Below are 18,010 nucleotides of genomic sequence, written 5' to 3'. Positions count from 1 at the left end.
GCGAACCGGTACCAGGGTGACATACCTCACGGACCCGCAGGAAACCCCCAGGCCACCCCGCTAGGTGCTCCGACCGGGTGAAACGTTGCGAACCCGCGTCACACCTCGTCGGGCGTCCCCTCTCATCGCACGTGACGACCGAGACCGGACCCTTGCTGCCCAGCCAGCCGTCGCGCCTGCTCGAGCGGTGGCGGGACGAGAGCGTCGCCTCCGTGTGGCGCCGCCCCTCCGACTGGTACCACCCCGCCGTCGACGAGCTCGCGATGGCCCTGCTGCTGCACGACGAGGCCGAGCCTGCCGCGGCCCGGCTCGGCTTCGCGCGTGGCGACGCGGGCGTGGGCATCGCCGAGACGATCGACGACCTCGCGTGCCTGTACCGCACGACGACCGGCGCCGAGCCTCCGCTGGAGGTGCTCCGCGCCCTGTGCACGGGGTGGGCCGACGCCCAGGCGGGCGGGGTCGCGCTCGCGCTGGGGCTCGATGCGGGCTCCGGGCTGCCGGCCGCGGACTACCTGCGCCTGCGCCTCGCGGAGTGCTACCCCGACGACGGTCCGACGGGCCGGCTGCTCGTGGTCGACGTCGCCGCGGGCACCCCCGACGGTCTGAGCCGGATCGCCCGCTCGGCGGCGGTCGGCGCCTCGCTGCGCGAGGTGTTCGGGCCGGCTCGGGCGATGGCGAGCCTCGGCAGTGGCGTGTTCGTCGTGCTGCTGGGGGAGGACGAGCCGCACGACGAGCCGACCGCGCGGCTGCGCGTGCTCGTCGACGAGCACGCCTCCGGCCTCGGGCTGCGGGACGTGACCCGGCGGCCGCTGCGCTGCTGGGTCGAGCCGCTGCCCGCGACGCACGCGCACGCCACCCAGCGCCTGGCGCAGCTCGCCCGGCCCTGAGACCGCGGCGGCGGGGATTGTCACGCACCGGCCTCGGCGTGTCGCGATCACGCGACCCCCTCGACGGGTGCATCCACCCAGAACCGGGGTTATGTTCGATGCATGACCCCGTCCGGCCTCGCCCCGCACGACCCTGCCCCGCAACCCCACGGGGCAGCGGGCGACGACGCGGCGGCGACCCCGGCGCCGAACCCCCTCCCGCGGCAGAACGAGCACAAGGCGGCTGACGCTCCGGACACCCTGAGCCCCCGCACCGAACCGCACGCGACCGGCCCGCACGTCGTGGGCGCGCACGCCGCCAACCGCCTCCCGCGGCCCGTGCCGGACGCGAGCGTGCTGACGCTCGACGACCCCGGCCCCCTGCTCGCGAACGGCTCGAGCGCCGACGTCTTCGCGCTCGACGACGACTACGTCCTGCGGCGCTACCGCGGCAACCACGACGCCGCGCACGAGGCACGGATCCTGCGGCACGTCGCCGCGCACGGCTTCCCCGTCCCGGCGGTCTACCTGAGCGAGGGGCCCAACCTGCTCATGGAGCGTCTGCACGGGCCGACGCTGCTGCAGGCGCTCGCGGCCGGCGAGGTGGCGATCGGCGACGCGGCCCAGATCCTCGTGGACCTGCATGAGCAGCTGCACGCGATCCCGCCCGCTCCCGACGCCCCGGTCGACGAGTCGCAGTGGCCGTTCGTGCCCACCGGGCCGGTCGTCGTCCACCTCGACCTGCACCCGGGCAACGTGGTGCTCTCGGACACGCGCGGCCCGACGCTCGTCGACTGGGCGAACGCGCGCGCCGCGACCGCCGAGCTCGACGTCGCGCTCTCGGCGCTGATCCTGGCCGAGGTCGCCGTCGACGCCGGTGGCGACTACTCCCACGCAGCCCGCGCGCTGCTCGCAGCGTTCCTCGTGCGCAGCGCGGTCTCCCCGATCGACGCGCTCGAGGAGGCCACACGGACCCGCCGCGCCGACCCGGGCCTGGTCACGGGCGAGCGCGAGCTGGTCGAGGAGGCCGGCGAGCTGGTCCGCGACCTGATCCGCGTCGCGTCCTGACGCGTCGACCCGCAGGTCGTCGTCCCGCGGGTCGTTCCGCGGGTCGGCGGGCGCGCGTCAGCGGGGGGCGAAGGTGAGGCAGTCGGCCAGGTCGTGACCGCCGCCGACGCGGATCGAGTCCGCGGTGCACTCGAGGTGCGAGTTGTGCGTGCAGTCGGGACGCTGGCACGCGCCGACGTGGCTGAGGACCTTGTCCAGGCCGCCCTTGACGGTGAGCGGGATGAACGTGGTGCACTGCGCGTCGCCACTCCCGCCACCGACCGTGATCGCCGCGGCGTGGCAGTGCGAGTGGTCGTTGTAGGAGCAGCCGGCCACCGAGCACTCGGCGATGGCGGGCAGGTCCACGAGGTCGGTCATGGTGCACCTCCGGGTTGGTGATCCACGTCGGGAGAGCGGATCCGAGGGCTCGTTCGTTCGACGGTAGACCCGGCACGCGGATCGCGCCACCACCCGCGAGAGACTCGATCCCGCAGGTCAGGGGCCCTTTTGGGCACGCGATCGTTGCGTAATGCAGGGCGTGGACGCTCCACGCGAGGTCAGCGCGTCGCGCGGCCTCGCGCGGCTGCCAGGCTCAGGCGCGGACGCCCACCGGGGCTCGCCACATCGCGACGGGCGCCGCGTCCGGGACGCCCTCGATCACGCCGTGCGACGCGAACCCGTGCCGCAGGTAGAGCGCGCGGTTCCGCTCGGTCGACGACTCGAGGTAGGAGCCGGCGCGTGAGTCGTCGACCTGGCGCAGCCGGTGCGCGAGCAGGTGCGACCCCACACCGGTCCCGCGGACCGACGACGCGACGCCGATCTGGCCGAGGTACCAGTGGGGTCGGCCGGGGCGGTAGCGGGCGAGCGCCGAGCGGGTCGCGAGCGCGCGCGGGATGCCGAGGACGCCGACCGCGCGGACGAACGTCCCCGCCTGGGCGAACAGCGCGGGCAGGCTCGCGCCCTGGCCGTCCGGCTCCTCCCACACCGCGGCGCCGAGCAGCGCACCCGAGGTGTCGCGCGCGACATCGACGACGACGCCGTTGCCGTGCTCCGCGCGCAGGAGTGCGTTGAAGAGGTGCGTGGCGCGCTCACGGCGCGCGGCGCCGGGACCCACGATGCTGACGATCACGGGGTCGTCCTCGAACGCCTCACCCAGCACGCAGGCGACGTCGGGAAGGTCGGCGCTCGTCGCCGCACCCAGCACCGTCACCCGCTCGCTCCGTTCCACGTGATTCCTGGACGCTTGTCCACCTTGCGATGGTCCCGTGCGATGTCCGGTTCGCACATGGGCCTTCGGGCCTACGCATCGGCGGCGACGCCGCAACCGAAAGGATTGGAGGATGTGACGAACGTCCGATGTCGGATCTGCCACCGAGGTCCAGACCCGGCCCGAACACGCGCGAGCGGGCAATCACACACGTCCGACCGCTCGGAGCCGCCTGCGGGAGACGTAGGCTCGACAGGTGGCCACCTTCTCCGGCGTGACGCGTCAGCACATCCTTCAGGCGATCGCGGAGTACGACACCCGCGGCCGCGACGACTTCCTCGGCGTGTACGGCTACACGGCCAACGGCGACTACACGATCGAGCACGGGGGCACCACGTACGACATGCCCGCGATCCTGGGCGTCGCCCACCGCTTCGCGACGGGCCGGATCGCGCCCGCGAACGAGATCACGGCGAGCCTGAACGCGGCGACCACGCTCGTGCGCAAGCGCGGGTTCGAGGTCACCGAGCCGACCGCGGCCGTGCGTGCGGCCGCCCGCTCGTCGGCCCGTGCCAAGGCGACCACGCGCGCGGCCACCACGCGCCGCAGCACGGCGGCGCCGGAGCGCGTCGCCCCGATCTGCCCGACCTGCTCGATGACGCTGCCCGGCACCGGCATCTGCGACTACTGCGGCTGACCCCTGGCTGCCGGGGCCGACCGGTCCCACGGTCGTCGTCCCGGGCCTCGTTACGGTGGAGGCCGACGGGAGGCACCAGCACATGATCGACGACACGGCCCCGGGGCGGCCGTTGCACGACCTCGAGCGGCGACTGGTCGCGCACATGGCGAGCGCCCGGACCGACGTCACGGCCGCCGACCTCGACGAGGCCGAGGCGCTGCTGACCCGCTCGCGCGCGCTGCGCGACGAGGTCGTCAAGCTCCTGAAGTACTACCAGTTCGGCATCGACGAGGTCTCGACCAAGATCCACATCCTGCGCCAGGAGTTCGAGTCGATCCACGACTACAGCCCGATCGAGCACGTGCGGACGCGACTGAAGTCCGCGGAGAGCCTGCTCGAGAAGTCGCTGCGGCGTGGCGTGGCGCTCGAGATCCCGGCGATCCGCGCGGAGATCCGCGACATCGCGGGGATCCGCGTGACCTGCAGCTTCGTCTCCGACGTCTACTGGATCGCGCAGATGCTCAGCGCGCAGCCCGACCTGCGCCTGCTGCAGACCAAGGACTACATCGCCCATCCCAAGCCGAACGGGTACCGGTCGTTGCACCTCATCGTCGAGGTGCCCGTGTTCCTGTCCCAGCACGTCGAGCAGGTGCCCGTCGAGGTGCAGATCCGCACGATCGCGATGGACTTCTGGGCGAGCGTCGAGCACAAGCTGTCGTACAAGTACCGCTCGGCGATGCCCGCGCACCTCGCAGCCGAGCTCGACGACGCGGCGCGGGTCGCGACCGAGCTCGACGCCCGCATGGGCCGGCTGCGCGACGAGGTCCGGCCGCCGACGGTCGAGATCGTCCCGCCGGTGACCACCGACTGAGCCGGGCACGAGGCCGGCGGGAGCTCCGGGCCGGCATGAAGAAGGAGAGCACCGCGGTGCTCTCCACTTTCAAGGTATAGCTCACGGGGGGTCTTGCGGCAAGGCCCCCGTCGCGGCGCAGAATCGTCGGCCTCGCGACCCCGTCGCGTGCGCACCGGGCGCGCGCGACCCCACGGAGCTGATGACGTGCCGGTTCTCCCCACCACCGCCTTCGACCTGCCCGAGCGGCTCGCCGCCAAGGCCGACCCGGCGTCGATCGACCGCGACGAGCAGCACTTCGCGGCGATCGCGACGACCCTCGAGCACCAGCTCGACGACCTCACCCGGCGGCTCGCCGCGGCCCGCAAGGCACCCGGCCGTGGCGGCACGGCCGCGCTCGAGCGCGACCAGGAGGTGCACCGGCTCACCGCGCGGATGCACCTGCTGCGCCGGTTCGGCCTCGACCTGTGCCTCGGGCGCGCGGTCGGCGCCGACGACGAGGCCGTGTACGTCGGGCGCCTCGGGCTGACCGACGCCGACGGTCGCCGCCTGCTCGTCGACTGGCGCTCACCCGCCGCCGAGCCCTTCTTCGGCGCGACGCACGCGCACCCCATGGGCCTGGTCAGCCGACGCCGGTACCGGTGGACCGCCGGCCGGGTCACCGACTACTGGGACGAGGTGTTCACGCCCGAGGGGCTCGAGCACCGCGCGGCGCTCGACGACCAGTCCGCGTTCCTCGCGTCGCTCGGCGGCGCCCGGTCCGCGCAGATGCGCGACGTGCTCGGGACGATCCAGGCGGATCAGGACGCGATCATCCGCGCGGGGTCGAGGGGCGCGCTCGTCGTCGACGGCGGTCCCGGGACCGGCAAGACCGTGGTCGCGCTGCACCGCGCGGCGTACCTGCTGTACTCCGACCCGCGGCTCGGGCACCGGCGCGGCGGCCTGCTGTTCGTCGGGCCGCACCAGCCGTACCTCGACTACGTGTCCGACGTGCTGCCCAGCCTGGGCGAGGAGGGCGTGCGCACGTGCACGCTGCGCGACCTGGTGCCCGAGGGCTCGTCGGCCGTGCCCGAGAGCGACCCGGCAGTCGCGCGGCTCAAGGCGTCGGCCGGGCTGGTGCGGGCGATCGAGCCTGCCGTGCAGTTCTCCGAACGGCCGCCGCGCGAGGGCCTGCTCGTCGAGACGCCGTGGGTCGACCTGTGGCTGAGCCCGTCGGACTGGGCCGACGCGTTCGACGCGCCCGAGCCCGGCACGCCGCACAACGAGGCGCGCGACCAGGTCTGGGACGAGCTCGTCGAGATCCTGGTCGCCAAGGTGGACGACGACGAGGTGCCCGAGGACCGCCTGCGCGAGGCACTGGCCCGCGACCGCGACCTCGTCGGCGCGCTGCACCGCGCGTGGCCGCTGCTCGAGGCGCCCGAGCTCGTCGCGGACCTGTGGTCCGTCCCCGCCTACCTGCGCCGGTGCGCGCCGGGGCTGACACCCGACGAGGTCGCGCTGCTGCAACGCGACGACCCGACCGCGTGGACGCTCGAGGACCTGCCGCTGCTCGACGCCGCCCGCCGGCGGCTGGGCGACGCCGGGGCCTCGGACCGCCGGCGACGCGCATCCGCGACCGAGGCCGCCGACCGCGCCTACATGGACGACGTCGTCGACCGTCTGGTCGAGTCCGACGACTCCGAGCTGCAGGTCATGAGCATGCTCAAGCTCGGCGACCTGCGCGACGCGCTCGTCGACGAGGCCGCGCTGCCGGCCGCGGAGGCCGACCCGCTCGCGGGGCCGTTCGCGCACGTCGTCGTCGACGAGGCGCAGGAGCTCACCGACGCGCAGTGGCACATGCTGCTCGCGCGGTGCCCGTCGCGGAGCCTGACGATCGTCGGCGACCGTGCACAGGCCCGGCACGGCTTCACCTCGTCGTGGGCCGAGCGGCTCGCGCGCGTCGGGCTGAGCCAGGTGCCGATCGCGTCGCTGGGCATCAACTACCGCACGCCCGCCGAGGTCATGGCGCACGCCGAGCCGGTGATCCGCGCGGTCCTCCCCGACGCGAACGTGCCGACGTCCGTGCGCAGCACCGGCCTGCCCGTCGCGCACGGTTCGGTGCGGGACCTGACGGCGATCGTCGCGTCGTGGCTCGAGTCCCACGACGAGGGGCTCGCGTGCGTGATCGGCGACCCCACGTTCCCGGACTCCCCGCGCGTGCGGTCGCTGACCCCCGAGCTCGCGAAGGGCCTCGAGTTCGACCTCGTGGTGCTGGTCGAGCCGTCGTCGCCCGGCTCGTCCTCCGCCGGCACGGGAGCCGAGGACGCGGACGCGACGGGCATCGAGAGGGCGGTGGACCGGTACGTCGCGATGACCCGCGCCACGCGCGAGCTCGTGATCCTCACCTGACCCCGACACGTGTCGCGCGGCGCCCCGGTGATCGGGCGTTGTGGGTGGAGAAAGCGTCGCCAGGCGGGCGTTTCTCCACCCACAAGCGGGTGGCGGGGCGTGGACGGCGGGGCGACCTCGTCGGCGAGGGCTTGACCGAGGCGGCTACGGGCGTTAGCTTTAGGGCTAATGGTCTTAGCCAAAGGAGGTCGGGATGACCGAGTACCTCGTCGTCGACGGCGGCACGCTCGCCTATGACGTCACCGGGACGGGCCCGCTCGTCGTGCTCGCCCACGGCATGGGTGACAGCCGCGCCGCCTACCGCTTCGTGGCACCCCGGCTGGTGGCCGCCGGTTACCGGGTCGCGGCGCTCGACCTGCGGGGCTGCGGCGAGTCCACCGCCACGTGGCCCACCTACAGCCGTACGGCTGTCGCGGGTGACCTGCTCGCGCTCGTCCGGCACCTCGGCGGCGGCCCCGCGGTCCTCGTCGGGCACTCGCTGTCCGGCGGTGCCGTGACCATCGCCGCGGCGCAGGCGCCCGAGCTCGTCGCCGGGATCGTCGAGCTCGCGCCGTTCACCCGCACGCAGGCCATGAGCGTGCGCGACCTGCGGGTGCGCCGGTACCGCACGGGGATGACGCGCCTGCTGATGACGGGCGCGCTCGGCAGCGTCACGTGGTGGCACAAGTACCTCGACGTCGCCTACCCCGGCCCTCGCCCCGCCGATTGGGACGAACAGCTGGCGCGCAACGCCACGAACCTGCGCGAGCCCGGCCGCATGCGCGCGATGCAGCGCATGGCCAAGCCCGCCGTGGACGCCCACGCGCAGCTCGCGCACGTCCGGTGCCCCGTGCTCGTCGTCGAAGGCTCGCTCGACCCGGACTGGGCGGACCCGCGCGCCGAGGGCGAGGCGATCGTCGCCGCGATGCCCGCCGGGCTCGCGCAGCTCGAGGTCATCGAGGGCGCCGGGCACTACCCGCACACGCAGTTCCCCGACGAGACCGCCGCGCTGGTGCTCTCCTTCGCGCGGGCGCACGCGCGTGCCTAGGGCCGGGCTGGACCCGCAGGTCGTCGTCGCAGCAGCCGCCAGACTGGCCGACGAGGTCGGGCTCGCCCACGTCACCATGAGCGTGCTCGCCGAACGCCTCGGCGTGCGCGCCCCGTCCCTGTACAAGCACGTCGACGGCCAGGGCGACCTCAACCGGCGCGTCGCCGTGCTCGCGCTCACCGAGCTCGGCGGAGCGCTGCGCGACGCGCTGCAGGGCCGCGCCGGCAAGGACGCGCTCGACGCCGCCGCCCGCGCGATCCGCAGCTACGCCGTCGCGCACCCCGGCCGCTACTCCGCCACGGTCCGCATCGACGCCGACGAGCTCGACGAGCAGCTCGTCGCCGCCGGCGCACGCGTGCTCGACTCGCTGTCCGCGGTGCTGGTCGGCTACCCCGTCGCGCCCGAGGACACCGTCCACGCCCTGCGGATGCTGCGCAGCCTGTTCCACGGCTTCGCCGTCCTCGAGGCCGCGGGGGGGTTCCAGCTCGCCACCGACCTCGACGAGAGCTTCACCTGGCTCGTCGACGCCGCCGACCGCGCCCTGCGCACCACGCTGCGGGATGGCGACGGGCTCACCCCCACTGCCACCACCGTCTGACCGCGTGGGGTTCACTCCCGGCCCCTGCTTCATCGAGCACCGGCCCGGCCTTGCCCTCGGACGCGGTGCGGTAGCGCGTCAGGAGGGCGGGGACGTCCTTCAACTCCGAGTAGGTGTACGGGCGGCGGACGAACGTGCAGATCACGCGCCACATCGCGCGTTCGTCGGCGAGGTCGTCGGGGATCGTCACCCCGTACGCCTCGGCGAGCTTCACGCGCGCCAGGTCGACCATCGCGCACTCGGTGGCCGCCCACTCGTCGGTCGCCAGCACGGCGAGGCGGTACGCACCGACGACGACGAGGACCGACCCCGCCGCCGCGAGCCACAGCAGCGGGTCCCCGGTCACGACCAGACCCACGACGGCGCCCACGACGAGCACCACCGCTCCGTACAGGAGCGCGACGAAGAAGTCCACGTTCGCGCGCGCGGTGGTGATCGCGTCGACCGCGCTCTGCGGCGCCACGCCCTTGAGCCGGTGCCAGAGCAGCTGCGAGTCGAGCAGGTACCGGTTGCGCGCGTACGTCTCGAACCGCCGGATCGCGTTGCCGAGCTGAGTCGGGGCGAACTGCGTCTCGTCGGCCGGGTAGCGCGCGGCGCGTTCGTAGGCGAGCCCTGCGCGCACGGCCTGCCCCGCCGCGGTCGACGTCTCGTACGTCGCCAGCAGGCGGGTCCGGCGCGCGCGGTGGGCGTTCGTGCGTCGCTCGACGAGCCACGGCCACCCCAGGTAGTACCCCTCGAGCACGCGGTACAGGGGCGCCTGCGCGGCAGCCAGCACGAGGCCCAGGACGGCGGCCACCGCGAGCAGCGCGAGCTGCTGCGACGCCCACGTCAGCCCCTCGAACTCCTCGCTGAGGTCGACGAACGCCAGCCGCGCGATCACGTAGGCGAAGCCCTGCGCGGCGAGGAACACGGGCAGGATCCACCCGACGACCAGGCCCCACCCGCCCCCGAGGACGGACTTGACCACGTCTCCCATCGGACGCCCTCAGAGATCCCCGCCCGGGTCTCCCGGACCGGGCGGCGTCCCGGGCGCCATGTCCGCCTCCGTCGCGCTGGGAGACGAGCCGGGGCGGATCGCGGCGGGCGGCGTCGAGAACGCGCCGATCCTGTCCTCGTAGAAGCGCGGCAGGACCGACCTCAGGATCGTCGAGACCTCGCGGGCGATCACCGGGGCCGCGAAGCTCGTCCCGGACCAGACGGCTGCGCCGGGGATCTCCTGGGCGTCGACGGTCCAGTCGAGCGTGCGGTGCGCGAGCTTGTCGACGACGACGAGCTGCACCTCGTCGGCCGCGCGGTCGAGAGTCGCGGACCGCACCTCGACGACCGCGCGCCCGGCGTCGTCGAGCTTCAGGGGGATCCGGATCTGGAGCTGGTCGTGCTCGTCGGCGTCGTCCGCAGTGCTGGACCGGTCGTCGTCCATGGCGATCCCCCGGGTCGCTCGGGCTCGGCGCGCCCGCGCGCCGACTCACGCGCAACGTACTCCCGCACCCGCCCGGCGACCAGGATGAATCGGACGGCCAGTCCCCGCGCTCGTCGTCGTCGCACGCGCTCGGACGTGCGGATCCTGCCTAGACTCGCCGGGTCCGGCCGGGGTGCGGCCGGAGCCACGACCGACGTTCGGAGCCCGAGTGCGGCGCACAGCCCTTGCCCTCCCGTTCGCCGTCGCCCTGCTCGTGGCGTCGTGCACGCACGGGGACGACGAGGCGCTCGCGTCGCCGTCCGCGACGTCGACCCGCGCGCCCGCCACCACCACCGGCCCCGCCGCTCCGGGCACCCCGTCCGCGTCGGCCGCGGCGACCACCTCCGCCGCACCCCCCGCGTCGAGCACCCCCGCGGCGCCCACCGCCCCGGCTGCGGGTCCCAGCCGCGCACCGGCGCCCGCTCCAGCGCCGGCCCCCGGCGTGACGTTGCCGCCGACCGCCGGCGTGTTCGACTACCAGCTCGGCGGCCCCTCACCGACGGTCCGCGTGGGCGCGACGACGCGCGCGATCGACGTCGTCGTGCGGGACGCGACGGCGGCCCCGCTGCCCGGCGCGTACACCGTCTGCTACGTCAACGGCTTCCAGACGCAGCCCGGCGAGGCCTCGCTGTGGCGCAGGCACACCGACGTCCTCCTGCACGACGAGGGCGGCGATCTGGTCGTCGACCCCGACTGGCCCGACGAGTACGTCCTTGACCCGTCCACGCCCGCGCAGCGCCGGACGATCCTGAGCGTCCTCGGCCCGGTCGTCACCGGGTGCGCCGCCGACGGGTTCGACGCCGTCGAGATCGACAACCTCGACACGTGGACCCGGTTCGACGCGATCGACGAGGCCGGCGCCCACGCCCTGGCCCGCGCGTACGTCGACCTCGCCCACTCCGCGGGCCTGGCCATCGCGCAGAAGAACGCCGCCGAGATCACCCGGCTCGCACACGATCGACTCGGCTTCGACTTCGCCGTCACCGAGGAGTGCGCCGCCTGGGACGAGTGCGCCGCCTACACCGACGTGTACGGCGACCACGTCCTGCAGATCGAGTACCCCGACGCCCTCGACGACGCAGGTCTGACTTTCGCCCAGGTCTGCGCCCTGACCGACCGCGCACCCCTGACGATCTTGCGCGACCGCGACCTCGTCCCCCCAGGCAAGCCCGGCCACCGCTACGCCACCTGCTGACCCGCTCGTCGCGCGGCGCCTCGTGGACGACGAACAGCGGCTCGGAGCGAGCGGCTACAGCACCGCCGAGCGCCGCTGCACTCCTCGCGGGCGGAAGACGGGACGGGCGGGAACGGGCGCGGCGACGTCGGTCTGGGGTGCCGCCGTGCGCGTCCCTGGGGGCGCGGGCTCGATCGTCGGCTGAGCGAGCTCCTTGGCGAGTGCCCCGGCGTACCTGACGACGCTGCGCGCCCAGACCGTCTCGTCGCCGTTCGGCGGGACGGCGGTCACGGCGGCGAGGGCCGTCGTCGCGTCCGCAGCGACAGGGGTCTCGGGCGTGAGCGTGTTGAGCGCGCCACCGAGCGTCGAGATGACGTACCAGACCGCGACGACCACGAGGGCACCGCACGTCAGGGCTACCGGCAGCCGGAGCTCGTCGGTGCCCCAGAGCGCGACCGTCACGCTCCCGAGCAGCCCGGCCGCGGCCGTCAGCGTCAGCCACCCGCCCAGCATCGCGGCCCCGACCGTCACGTCGTCGCCGGCGCTGATCGCCTTCATCACCGCGGCGGAGACGAACGCCAGGAGGGACGCCACCAGGCCCGCGACCAGGACGTGCGCGACCGCTTGCTCAGGCTCACTCCCGAGTAGCGCGGTGAGGGGATCGGCGACGCCGAACAGAGCGACGACGGCCGTGGAGACGACGGTGAGGTTCGTCGCCCAGGAGTCCGCGGACCACGACGCGCTGAGCCCCGTCACCGGGGACCGCAGGGTCGGCCGCTTCTCCTCGTCCCGGTGGGCGTCCTCGAACCGCCCGCCGACGACCAGCAGCGTGAGAGCGGCGAGCGCCGCAGCGACGACGAACGGCCACACCACGACCCTGACCGACAGATCCGTCGGCTCCGTCACGTCGAACGAGACCGTGATCGTCTTGTCGCCGACGGTGAGGGTGCCCGTCGTGACTGCGCCGACCTCGCACCCGCTCACGGTGAGGTCGACCGACTCCTGCCGACCCGCACCGACCTTGCCCGGGTCGGCGTCGGCGGTGCAGCCCGTGACCGTGAGGTCGACGTCGATCACCGCGTCGTCGGGGTTCGTCACCGTCAGCGCGCCGGTGTACTCCTCGCCGTCGCGCGTCAGCGCGATCTGGTCGTCGTCCCCGAGGTCCACGACCGGCGACGCCCACACCGCGGGTGCACCAGCCAGAGACCCGATCCCGATCCCGACCGCCAGCACCAGGCCGGCACCTACCCGAGTGACAGCACGCACGGTCCCGATCCCCTCGCTGGGTACCCCGTCACCCCGACGGTAGCCACAGCGCGCACCGCCCGCGCGACGAGGGAGACGACGAGGGGGAGCCGCCAGGTGCTGGCGCCTCCCCCTCGTCGCTGTCAGTTCTCGCAGCGCCGAACCGGCGCCGTGAGGAGACTCAGAAGTCCCAGTCGTCGTCCTCGGTGTTGACGGCCTTGCCGATGACGTACGACGAGCCGGAGCCGGAGAAGAAGTCGTGGTTCTCGTCGGCGTTCGGCGACAGGGCCGACAGGATCGCCGGGTTGACGTCGGTCTCGTCGCGCGGGAACAGCGCCTCGTAGCCCAGGTTCATGAGGGCCTTGTTGGCGTTGTAGCGCAGGAACTTCTTGACGTCCTCGGTCAGGCCGAGCTCGTCGTACAGGTCCTGCGTGTACTCGACCTCGTTGTCGTACAGCTCGAAGAGCAGCTCGAACGTGTACTCCTTGAGCTCGGCGCGCTCGGCCTCCGTGATGAGCTCGAGGCCCTTCTGGAACTTGTAGCCGATGTAGTACCCGTGCACGGCCTCGTCGCGGATGATCAGGCGGATGAGGTCGGCCGTGTTGGTGAGCTTGGCGCGCGACGCCCAGTACATGGGCGCGTAGAAGCCCGAGTAGAACAGGAACGACTCGAGCATGGTCGAGGCGACCTTGCGCTTGAGCGGCTCATCGCCCCGGTAGTAGTTCAGGACGATCTCGGCCTTGCGCTGCAGGTTCGGGTTCTCCTCCGACCAGCGGAACGCCTCGTCGATCTCCTTGGTGGAGATGAGCGTCGAGAAGATCGAGGAGTACGACTTGGCGTGCACCGACTCCATGAACGCGATGTTCGTGTAGACGGCCTCCTCGTGCGGGGTGAGCGCGTCGGGGATGAGGCTGACCGCGCCGACCGTGCCCTGGATGGTGTCCAGCAGCGTCAGGCCGGTGAAGACGCGGGTCGTCATGGTCTTCTCGGCCTCGGTCAGGGTCGCCCACGACTGGATGTCGTTGGAGACCGGCACCTTCTCCGGCAGCCAGAAGTTGCCGACCAGGCGGTCCCAGACCTCGAGGTCCTTGTCGTCCTGGAGGCGGTTCCAGTTGATCGCCGAGACCCGGTCGACCAGCTTCAGCTTCCCCGTAGGGCTCATTCTCGTGCTCGCTTCTTCGTCGTGACGGTAAAAGTGCAGGTCAGAGCGTCATAGCATGCAGCTGACGCAACCCTCCACCTCAGTCCCCTCGAGTGCCAGCTGGCGCAGGCGGATGTAGTAGATCGTCTTGATGCCCTTGCGCCAGGCGTAGATCTGCGCCTTGTTCAGGTCACGCGTGGTCGCGGTGTCCTTGAAGAAGAGCGTCAGCGACAGGCCCTGGTCCACGTGCTGCGTGGCCTCGGCGTACGTGTCGATGATCTTCTCGTAGCCGATCTCGTACGCGTCCTGGTAGTACTCCAGGTTGTCGTTCGTCATGAACGGCGCCGGGTAGTAGACGCGACCGATCTTGCCTTCCTTGCGGATCTCGATCTTCGACGCGATCGGGTGGATCGAGCTCGTCGAGTGGTTGATGTACGAGATCGAGCCGGTCGGCGGGACCGCCTGCAGGTTCTGGTTGTACAGGCCGTGCTCGGCGACGAGCGCCGCGAGCGTGCGCCAGTCGTCCTGCGTCGGGATGTGGATGTTCGCCTCGGCGAAGAGCTCGCGGACGCGCTCCGTGCGCGGCGCCCACTCCTTCTCGATGTACTTCTCGAAGTACTCGCCGGTCGCGTACGTCGACTTCTCGAAGCCGTAGAACTTCTCGCCGCGCTCCTGCGCGAGCAGGTTCGACGCACGGATCGCGTGGTAAGCGACCGTGTAGAAGTAGATGTTCGTGAAGTCGAGGCCCTCGTCGGACCCGTAGAAGATCCGCTCGCGCGCCAGGTACCCGTGCAGGTTCATCTGGCCCAGGCCGATCGCGTGCCCGCCGCGGTTGGCGCGCTTGATCGACGGGACCGACTCGATGTCGGTCTGGTCGGAGACGGCCGTCAGGGCACGGATCGCGGTCTCGACGGACTTGCCGAAGTCCGGGGAGTCCATCGACAGCGCGATGTTCATCGAGCCGAGGTTGCAGGAGATGTCCCGGCCGACGTGGTCGTAGGACAGGTCCTCGTTGTAGGTCGACGGGGTCGAGACCTGCAGGATCTCCGAGCAGAGGTTCGAGTGCGTGACCTTGCCGTCGATCGGGTTGGCCCGGTTCACCGTGTCCTCGAACATGACGTACGGGTAGCCGGACTCGAACTGGATCTCGGCGAGCGTCTGGAAGAACTCGCGGGCGCTGATCTTCGTCTTGCGGATCCGCGAGTCGTCGACCATCTCGTAGTACTTCTCGGTGACGTTGATGTCCGCGAACGGCACGCCGTACACACGCTCGACGTCGTACGGCGAGAACAGGTACATCGGCTCGTTCTTCTTCGCGAGGTCGAACGTGATGTCCGGGATCACGACGCCGAGCGACAGCGTCTTGATGCGGATCTTCTCGTCGGCGTTCTCGCGCTTGGTGTCGAGGAACCGGTAGATGTCCGGGTGGTGCGCGTGCAGGTACACCGCGCCGGCACCCTGACGCGCGCCGAGCTGGTTCGCGTACGAGAACGAGTCCTCGAGCAGCTTCATCACGGGGATGACGCCGGAGCTCTGGTTCTCGATGTGCTTGATGGGCGCGCCGTGCTCACGGACGTTCGAGAGCAGCAGGGCCACGCCGCCGCCGCGCTTGGAGAGCTGCAGCGCGGAGTTGATGCCGCGCGCGATGGACTCCATGTTGTCCTCGATGCGCAGCAGGAAGCAGGAGACGGGCTCGCCGCGCTGCGCCTTGCCGAGGTTGAGGAACGTCGGCGTCGCCGGCTGGAACCGGCCCGAGACGATCTCGTCGACCAGGGAGATCGCGTAGTCCTGGTCGCCCGCGGCGAGCGAGAGCGCCACCATGCACACGCGGTCCTCGAAGCGCTCGAGGTAGCGCTTCCCGTCGAACGTCTTGAGCGTGTACGACGTGTAGTACTTGAACGCCCCGAGGAAGGTCTGGAAGCGGAACTTCTTCGAGTACGCGTACTGGAACAGCGTCTTGATGAACGCGCGGTCGTACTGCGCGAGCACCGCCGGGTCGTAGTACTTGTTCTCGACGAGGTAGTCGAGCTTCTCGTCCAGGTCGTGGAAGAACACCGTGTTCTGGTTCACGTGCTGCAGGAAGTACGCGCGGGCCGCCTCGCGGTCCTTGTCGAACTGGATCTTCCCGTCCGCGCTGTACAGGTTCAGCATCGCGTTGAGGGCGTGGTAGTCCAGGCCCGACGCCTCTACGCGCTGATCAGTGACTGTCGCTGCCAAAACCGTTCCAATCCGTCGCGGACGCGCTGCACGTCCTCGTTCGTTCCCATGAGCTCGAAGCCGTACAGGTAGGGGACGCGGCACTTGGCCGCGATGATCTCCCCCGCGATGCAGTACGCCTCGCCGAAGTTGGTGTTGCCCGCGGCGATGACGCCGCGGAGCAGTGAGCGGTTGGCCGTGTCGTTGAGGAACTTCACGACCTGCCGCGGTACCGCGCCGCCCTCGTTCCCGCCCCCGTACGTCGGCACGACGAGCACGTACGGCTCTGTGACGTGCAAGAACGCCTCGGTCGGGCGCAGGGGGATCCGCTGGGCCGGCTGGCCCAGCTTCTCGATGAAGCGGTGGGTGTTGTTCGAGGCCGAGGAGAAGTAGACGAGCGAGCTCATCGATGCCTCCTCAGCGATTCGAGCGCTGGCTTCCGCCGGCCTCCGTGGGCCGGTGTGACCGCCGTCGAAGGCGGCGCTTCAGGCGACGGTGACAGCCTGCAGGCGCTGCTCGAGCGCCTTGATGCGGTCCGGGCGGTAGCCCGACCAGTGGTCCCCGTCGACCCCGTCGACGATGACGACCGGGGCCTGCAGGTGGCCGAGCGACATGACGTAGTCGCGGGCGTCCGCGTCCTCGCTGATGTCCACGACCGTGTACTCGGCACCGAGCTTGTCGAGAGCACGGTAGGTCGCGTTGCACTGCACGCAGGCCGGCTTGCTGTAGACCGTGATCGTCATGGTGCCTCTCCCCGGAGACTCAAAGAAACTCAGTGGTTCTGATGCTCGTCCGCGCTCTTCCCGACCCTCGGAGGTCGCCCTGACCGAGCGTTCCCGGAGGCCCTCGTGGAGCCTCCGGCGACCGCTCGACGCCTCGGTCGATCGCGTAGAGAAGACACTACACCTAGTGTCTGACACCGCAACCAACCACTAGGTGTTGTGTTACATCCGTGTCGTTTTTCACCCCGTGCATGACTCGTCCACAGTACCGACGACCCCTGACAGAGCCTCTGGCCTGCAGGTTTGCGCGGGCGTAACGACATCGCTGTGGTTCGACCCACAGGCGGCCCACAGGTCGTCCACATCGGGGACCGTCTCGTCCCCAGAGTCGTCCACAGGCGATATGTCCGATGGAGTCCCGAAGTGTCCGGTCCGCGGGCCGCCGGGCGGCGTCTCAGCTCGCGGAGGCGTCCGCCCACGCCGCGCGCAGGCCGTCGAGGAGCGGCGTCGTCGGGCGGCCGATGAGGGTGCGCAGCGTGTCGGTCGCGTCCGCGAGGCCACCCGCGGCGATGTCCTGGTCGAGCGCCACGACGAACCCGACGGTGCCCTCGTCGAGACCGGCCGCCAGCAGGCCCGCGCGCTGCTCGTCGGGCGTCACCCGCCGGTGCACGACCGGACGGCCGAGCACCTGCGCCGCCGCGGCCGCGAGCTCGTCGTGCGTCCACGCGTAGTCGCCCGAGACCTCGTAGGTCCGCCCGTCGTGCCCCTCGCCCGTGACGACCGCCACCACGCCCGCGGCGAAGTCCGCGCGGCTCGCGGAGGCCACGCGCCCGTCCCCGGTCGACGAGACGATCTCGCCCGTCGCGGCCGCCTGCTGCAGCGCCGGGACGTAGTTCTCGGTGTACCAGTTGTTGCGCAGCACCGTCACGACCAGGCCGGAGGCCGCCAGCAGCTCCTCGGTCGCCTTGTGCTCGGGTGCGACGACGAGCGTCGTGGTGTCGGCGTGCGGCGCGCTCGTGTAGACGATGCGGCGGACGCCGGCCGCCCGCGCGGCCTCGATCGCCGCGGTGTGCTGAGGGATGCGCTTGCCGACCTCGGAGCCGGAGACGAGCACGAGCGTGTCGGCACCCCCGAAGGCCTCGGGCAGCGTCTCGGGGCGGTCGTAGTCGACCACCGCCACGCGCACGCCGCGCTCGGCCAGGTCCGCGAGGCGCTCGGTCCGGCGCCCGCCCGCGACGATCTCGCCGGGCGCGACCCCCGCTTCGAGCAGACCCTCGACGACGAGACGGCCCAGGTGGCCGCTGGCCCCGGTGACGACGACAGACATGTGCTTCCTCCCGTTGCTGGGCGACCCGTGTCTCGCGTCGCTCCCCCGGCACAACACCCCGCGCGCCAGAACCTTTCCCGCCCC

18 protein-coding genes are annotated in these 18,010 nt (G+C 71.8%); 8 read left to right on the top strand and 10 right to left on the bottom strand.

Going from position 1 to position 18,010, the window contains the following annotated elements:
- Nucleotides 1-131: 131 nt before the first annotated feature.
- Nucleotides 132-887 (top strand): hypothetical protein, encoded by a 756-nt coding sequence (locus CGE01nite_RS08770; protein WP_141370314.1) that lies wholly within the window; start codon nucleotides 132-134, stop codon nucleotides 885-887.
- A gap of 102 nt (nucleotides 888-989) precedes the next feature.
- A complete protein-coding gene (locus CGE01nite_RS08765; RefSeq protein WP_141370312.1) occupies nucleotides 990-1,934 on the top strand; it encodes a phosphotransferase in 945 nt (314 codons plus the stop codon).
- Nucleotides 1,935-1,991: 57 nt separating this feature from the next.
- Here the strand turns inward: CGE01nite_RS08765 and CGE01nite_RS08760 are convergent, their stop codons facing one another.
- Both CGE01nite_RS08760 and CGE01nite_RS08755 read right to left on the bottom strand, forming a co-directional pair.
- Nucleotides 1,992-2,291 carry a DUF1540 domain-containing protein gene (locus CGE01nite_RS08760; RefSeq protein WP_048341176.1) on the bottom strand — a complete coding sequence of 100 codons (300 nt, stop codon included), beginning with the start codon at nucleotides 2,289-2,291 and terminating at the stop codon, nucleotides 1,992-1,994.
- A gap of 214 nt (nucleotides 2,292-2,505) precedes the next feature.
- Nucleotides 2,506-3,123, bottom strand: coding sequence for a GNAT family N-acetyltransferase (locus CGE01nite_RS08755; RefSeq protein ID WP_170210929.1), 618 nt, complete (start codon nucleotides 3,121-3,123; stop codon nucleotides 2,506-2,508).
- 253 nt (nucleotides 3,124-3,376) lie between these two features.
- Here CGE01nite_RS08755 and CGE01nite_RS08750 point away from each other — a divergent pair, with 253 nt between their 5' ends.
- From CGE01nite_RS08750 to CGE01nite_RS08730, 5 genes are all read left to right on the top strand, one after another.
- Nucleotides 3,377-3,817, top strand: a complete 441-nt coding sequence (locus tag CGE01nite_RS08750) for a ScoMcrA-related endonuclease (RefSeq protein ID WP_048341174.1) — start codon at nucleotides 3,377-3,379, stop codon at nucleotides 3,815-3,817.
- An 82-nt stretch (nucleotides 3,818-3,899) separates the two neighbouring features.
- A complete protein-coding gene (locus CGE01nite_RS08745; RefSeq protein ID WP_229747590.1) occupies nucleotides 3,900-4,670 on the top strand; it encodes a GTP pyrophosphokinase in 771 nt (256 codons plus the stop codon).
- A 186-nt stretch (nucleotides 4,671-4,856) separates the two neighbouring features.
- Nucleotides 4,857-7,037: an RNA polymerase recycling motor ATPase HelR gene (gene helR / locus CGE01nite_RS08740; RefSeq protein ID WP_141370308.1), complete on the top strand. Its 2,181-nt coding sequence runs from the start codon at nucleotides 4,857-4,859 to the stop codon at nucleotides 7,035-7,037.
- A gap of 193 nt (nucleotides 7,038-7,230) precedes the next feature.
- Complete coding sequence (locus CGE01nite_RS08735) at nucleotides 7,231-8,064, top strand: alpha/beta fold hydrolase (protein WP_141370307.1); 834 nt, start codon at nucleotides 7,231-7,233, stop codon at nucleotides 8,062-8,064.
- Nucleotides 8,057-8,662: a TetR-like C-terminal domain-containing protein gene (locus CGE01nite_RS08730; protein WP_141370305.1), complete on the top strand. Its 606-nt coding sequence runs from the start codon at nucleotides 8,057-8,059 to the stop codon at nucleotides 8,660-8,662. The genes CGE01nite_RS08735 and CGE01nite_RS08730 overlap by 8 nt, the downstream gene beginning before the upstream one ends.
- On the opposite strand, the gene CGE01nite_RS08725 is transcribed toward CGE01nite_RS08730, so the two are convergent.
- Both CGE01nite_RS08725 and CGE01nite_RS08720 read right to left on the bottom strand, forming a co-directional pair.
- Complete coding sequence (locus CGE01nite_RS08725) at nucleotides 8,637-9,638, bottom strand: hypothetical protein (RefSeq protein WP_141370303.1); 1,002 nt, start codon at nucleotides 9,636-9,638, stop codon at nucleotides 8,637-8,639. The genes CGE01nite_RS08730 and CGE01nite_RS08725 overlap by 26 nt on opposite strands.
- Before the next feature lie 9 nt (nucleotides 9,639-9,647).
- On the bottom strand, nucleotides 9,648-10,082 hold the full coding sequence (locus CGE01nite_RS08720) for a hypothetical protein (protein WP_048341167.1): 435 nt from the start codon (nucleotides 10,080-10,082) through the stop codon (nucleotides 9,648-9,650).
- Nucleotides 10,083-10,290: 208 nt separating this feature from the next.
- Between CGE01nite_RS08720 and CGE01nite_RS08710 the strand changes: the two genes are divergently transcribed.
- A complete protein-coding gene (locus CGE01nite_RS08710) occupies nucleotides 10,291-11,316 on the top strand; it encodes an endo alpha-1,4 polygalactosaminidase (RefSeq protein WP_229747589.1) in 1,026 nt (341 codons plus the stop codon).
- 54 nt (nucleotides 11,317-11,370) lie between these two features.
- Here the strand turns inward: CGE01nite_RS08710 and CGE01nite_RS08705 are convergent, their stop codons facing one another.
- From CGE01nite_RS08705 to CGE01nite_RS08680, 6 genes are all read right to left on the bottom strand, one after another.
- On the bottom strand, nucleotides 11,371-12,528 hold the full coding sequence (locus CGE01nite_RS08705) for a hypothetical protein (protein ID WP_141370301.1): 1,158 nt from the start codon (nucleotides 12,526-12,528) through the stop codon (nucleotides 11,371-11,373).
- Nucleotides 12,529-12,721: 193 nt separating this feature from the next.
- A complete protein-coding gene (nrdF, locus tag CGE01nite_RS08700) occupies nucleotides 12,722-13,702 on the bottom strand; it encodes a class 1b ribonucleoside-diphosphate reductase subunit beta (RefSeq protein ID WP_048341648.1) in 981 nt (326 codons plus the stop codon).
- A gap of 48 nt (nucleotides 13,703-13,750) precedes the next feature.
- Entirely contained in the window at nucleotides 13,751-15,898 is a 2,148-nt protein-coding gene (gene nrdE, locus CGE01nite_RS08695) for a class 1b ribonucleoside-diphosphate reductase subunit alpha (protein ID WP_048341647.1), read from the bottom strand.
- On the bottom strand, nucleotides 15,868-16,284 hold the full coding sequence (gene nrdI / locus CGE01nite_RS08690; RefSeq protein ID WP_048341646.1) for a class Ib ribonucleoside-diphosphate reductase assembly flavoprotein NrdI: 417 nt from the start codon (nucleotides 16,282-16,284) through the stop codon (nucleotides 15,868-15,870). Before nrdI ends, nrdE begins: the two co-directional genes overlap by 31 nt.
- Before the next feature lie 78 nt (nucleotides 16,285-16,362).
- Nucleotides 16,363-16,620 (bottom strand): glutaredoxin-like protein NrdH, encoded by a 258-nt coding sequence (nrdH, locus tag CGE01nite_RS08685; protein WP_048341645.1) that lies wholly within the window; start codon nucleotides 16,618-16,620, stop codon nucleotides 16,363-16,365.
- Between the two features lie 433 nt (nucleotides 16,621-17,053).
- Nucleotides 17,054-17,926 carry an SDR family oxidoreductase gene (locus tag CGE01nite_RS08680; RefSeq protein ID WP_048341644.1) on the bottom strand — a complete coding sequence of 291 codons (873 nt, stop codon included), beginning with the start codon at nucleotides 17,924-17,926 and terminating at the stop codon, nucleotides 17,054-17,056.
- Nucleotides 17,927-18,010: the final 84 nt, after the last annotated feature.

This window comes from Cellulomonas gelida (assembly GCF_006538725.1).
Taxonomy (GTDB): domain Bacteria; phylum Actinomycetota; class Actinomycetes; order Actinomycetales; family Cellulomonadaceae; genus Cellulomonas; species Cellulomonas gelida.
The sequence above is the reverse complement of the archived record's forward strand: the minus strand, read 5'-3'. Positions and strand labels throughout refer to the sequence as shown.

Bases quoted from the DNA above. Each gene is read 5' to 3' on its own strand.
- CGE01nite_RS08680 (WP_048341644.1), bottom strand. From the start codon at position 17,926: ATGTCTGTCGTCGTCACCGGGGCCAGCGGCCACCTGGGCCGTCTCGTC.
- CGE01nite_RS08760 (WP_048341176.1), bottom strand. From the start codon at position 2,291: ATGACCGACCTCGTGGACCTGCCCGCCATCGCCGAGTGCTCGGTGGCC.
- CGE01nite_RS08735 (WP_141370307.1), top strand. From the start codon at position 7,231: ATGACCGAGTACCTCGTCGTCGACGGCGGCACGCTCGCCTATGACGTC.
- nrdH (WP_048341645.1), bottom strand. From the start codon at position 16,620: ATGACGATCACGGTCTACAGCAAGCCGGCCTGCGTGCAGTGCAACGCG.
- nrdF (WP_048341648.1), bottom strand. From the start codon at position 13,702: ATGAGCCCTACGGGGAAGCTGAAGCTGGTCGACCGGGTCTCGGCGATC.
- nrdI (WP_048341646.1), bottom strand. From the start codon at position 16,284: ATGAGCTCGCTCGTCTACTTCTCCTCGGCCTCGAACAACACCCACCGC.
- CGE01nite_RS08725 (WP_141370303.1), bottom strand. From the start codon at position 9,638: ATGGGAGACGTGGTCAAGTCCGTCCTCGGGGGCGGGTGGGGCCTGGTC.
- CGE01nite_RS08765 (WP_141370312.1), top strand. From the start codon at position 990: ATGACCCCGTCCGGCCTCGCCCCGCACGACCCTGCCCCGCAACCCCAC.
- CGE01nite_RS08745 (WP_229747590.1), top strand. From the start codon at position 3,900: ATGATCGACGACACGGCCCCGGGGCGGCCGTTGCACGACCTCGAGCGG.
- CGE01nite_RS08720 (WP_048341167.1), bottom strand. From the start codon at position 10,082: ATGGACGACGACCGGTCCAGCACTGCGGACGACGCCGACGAGCACGAC.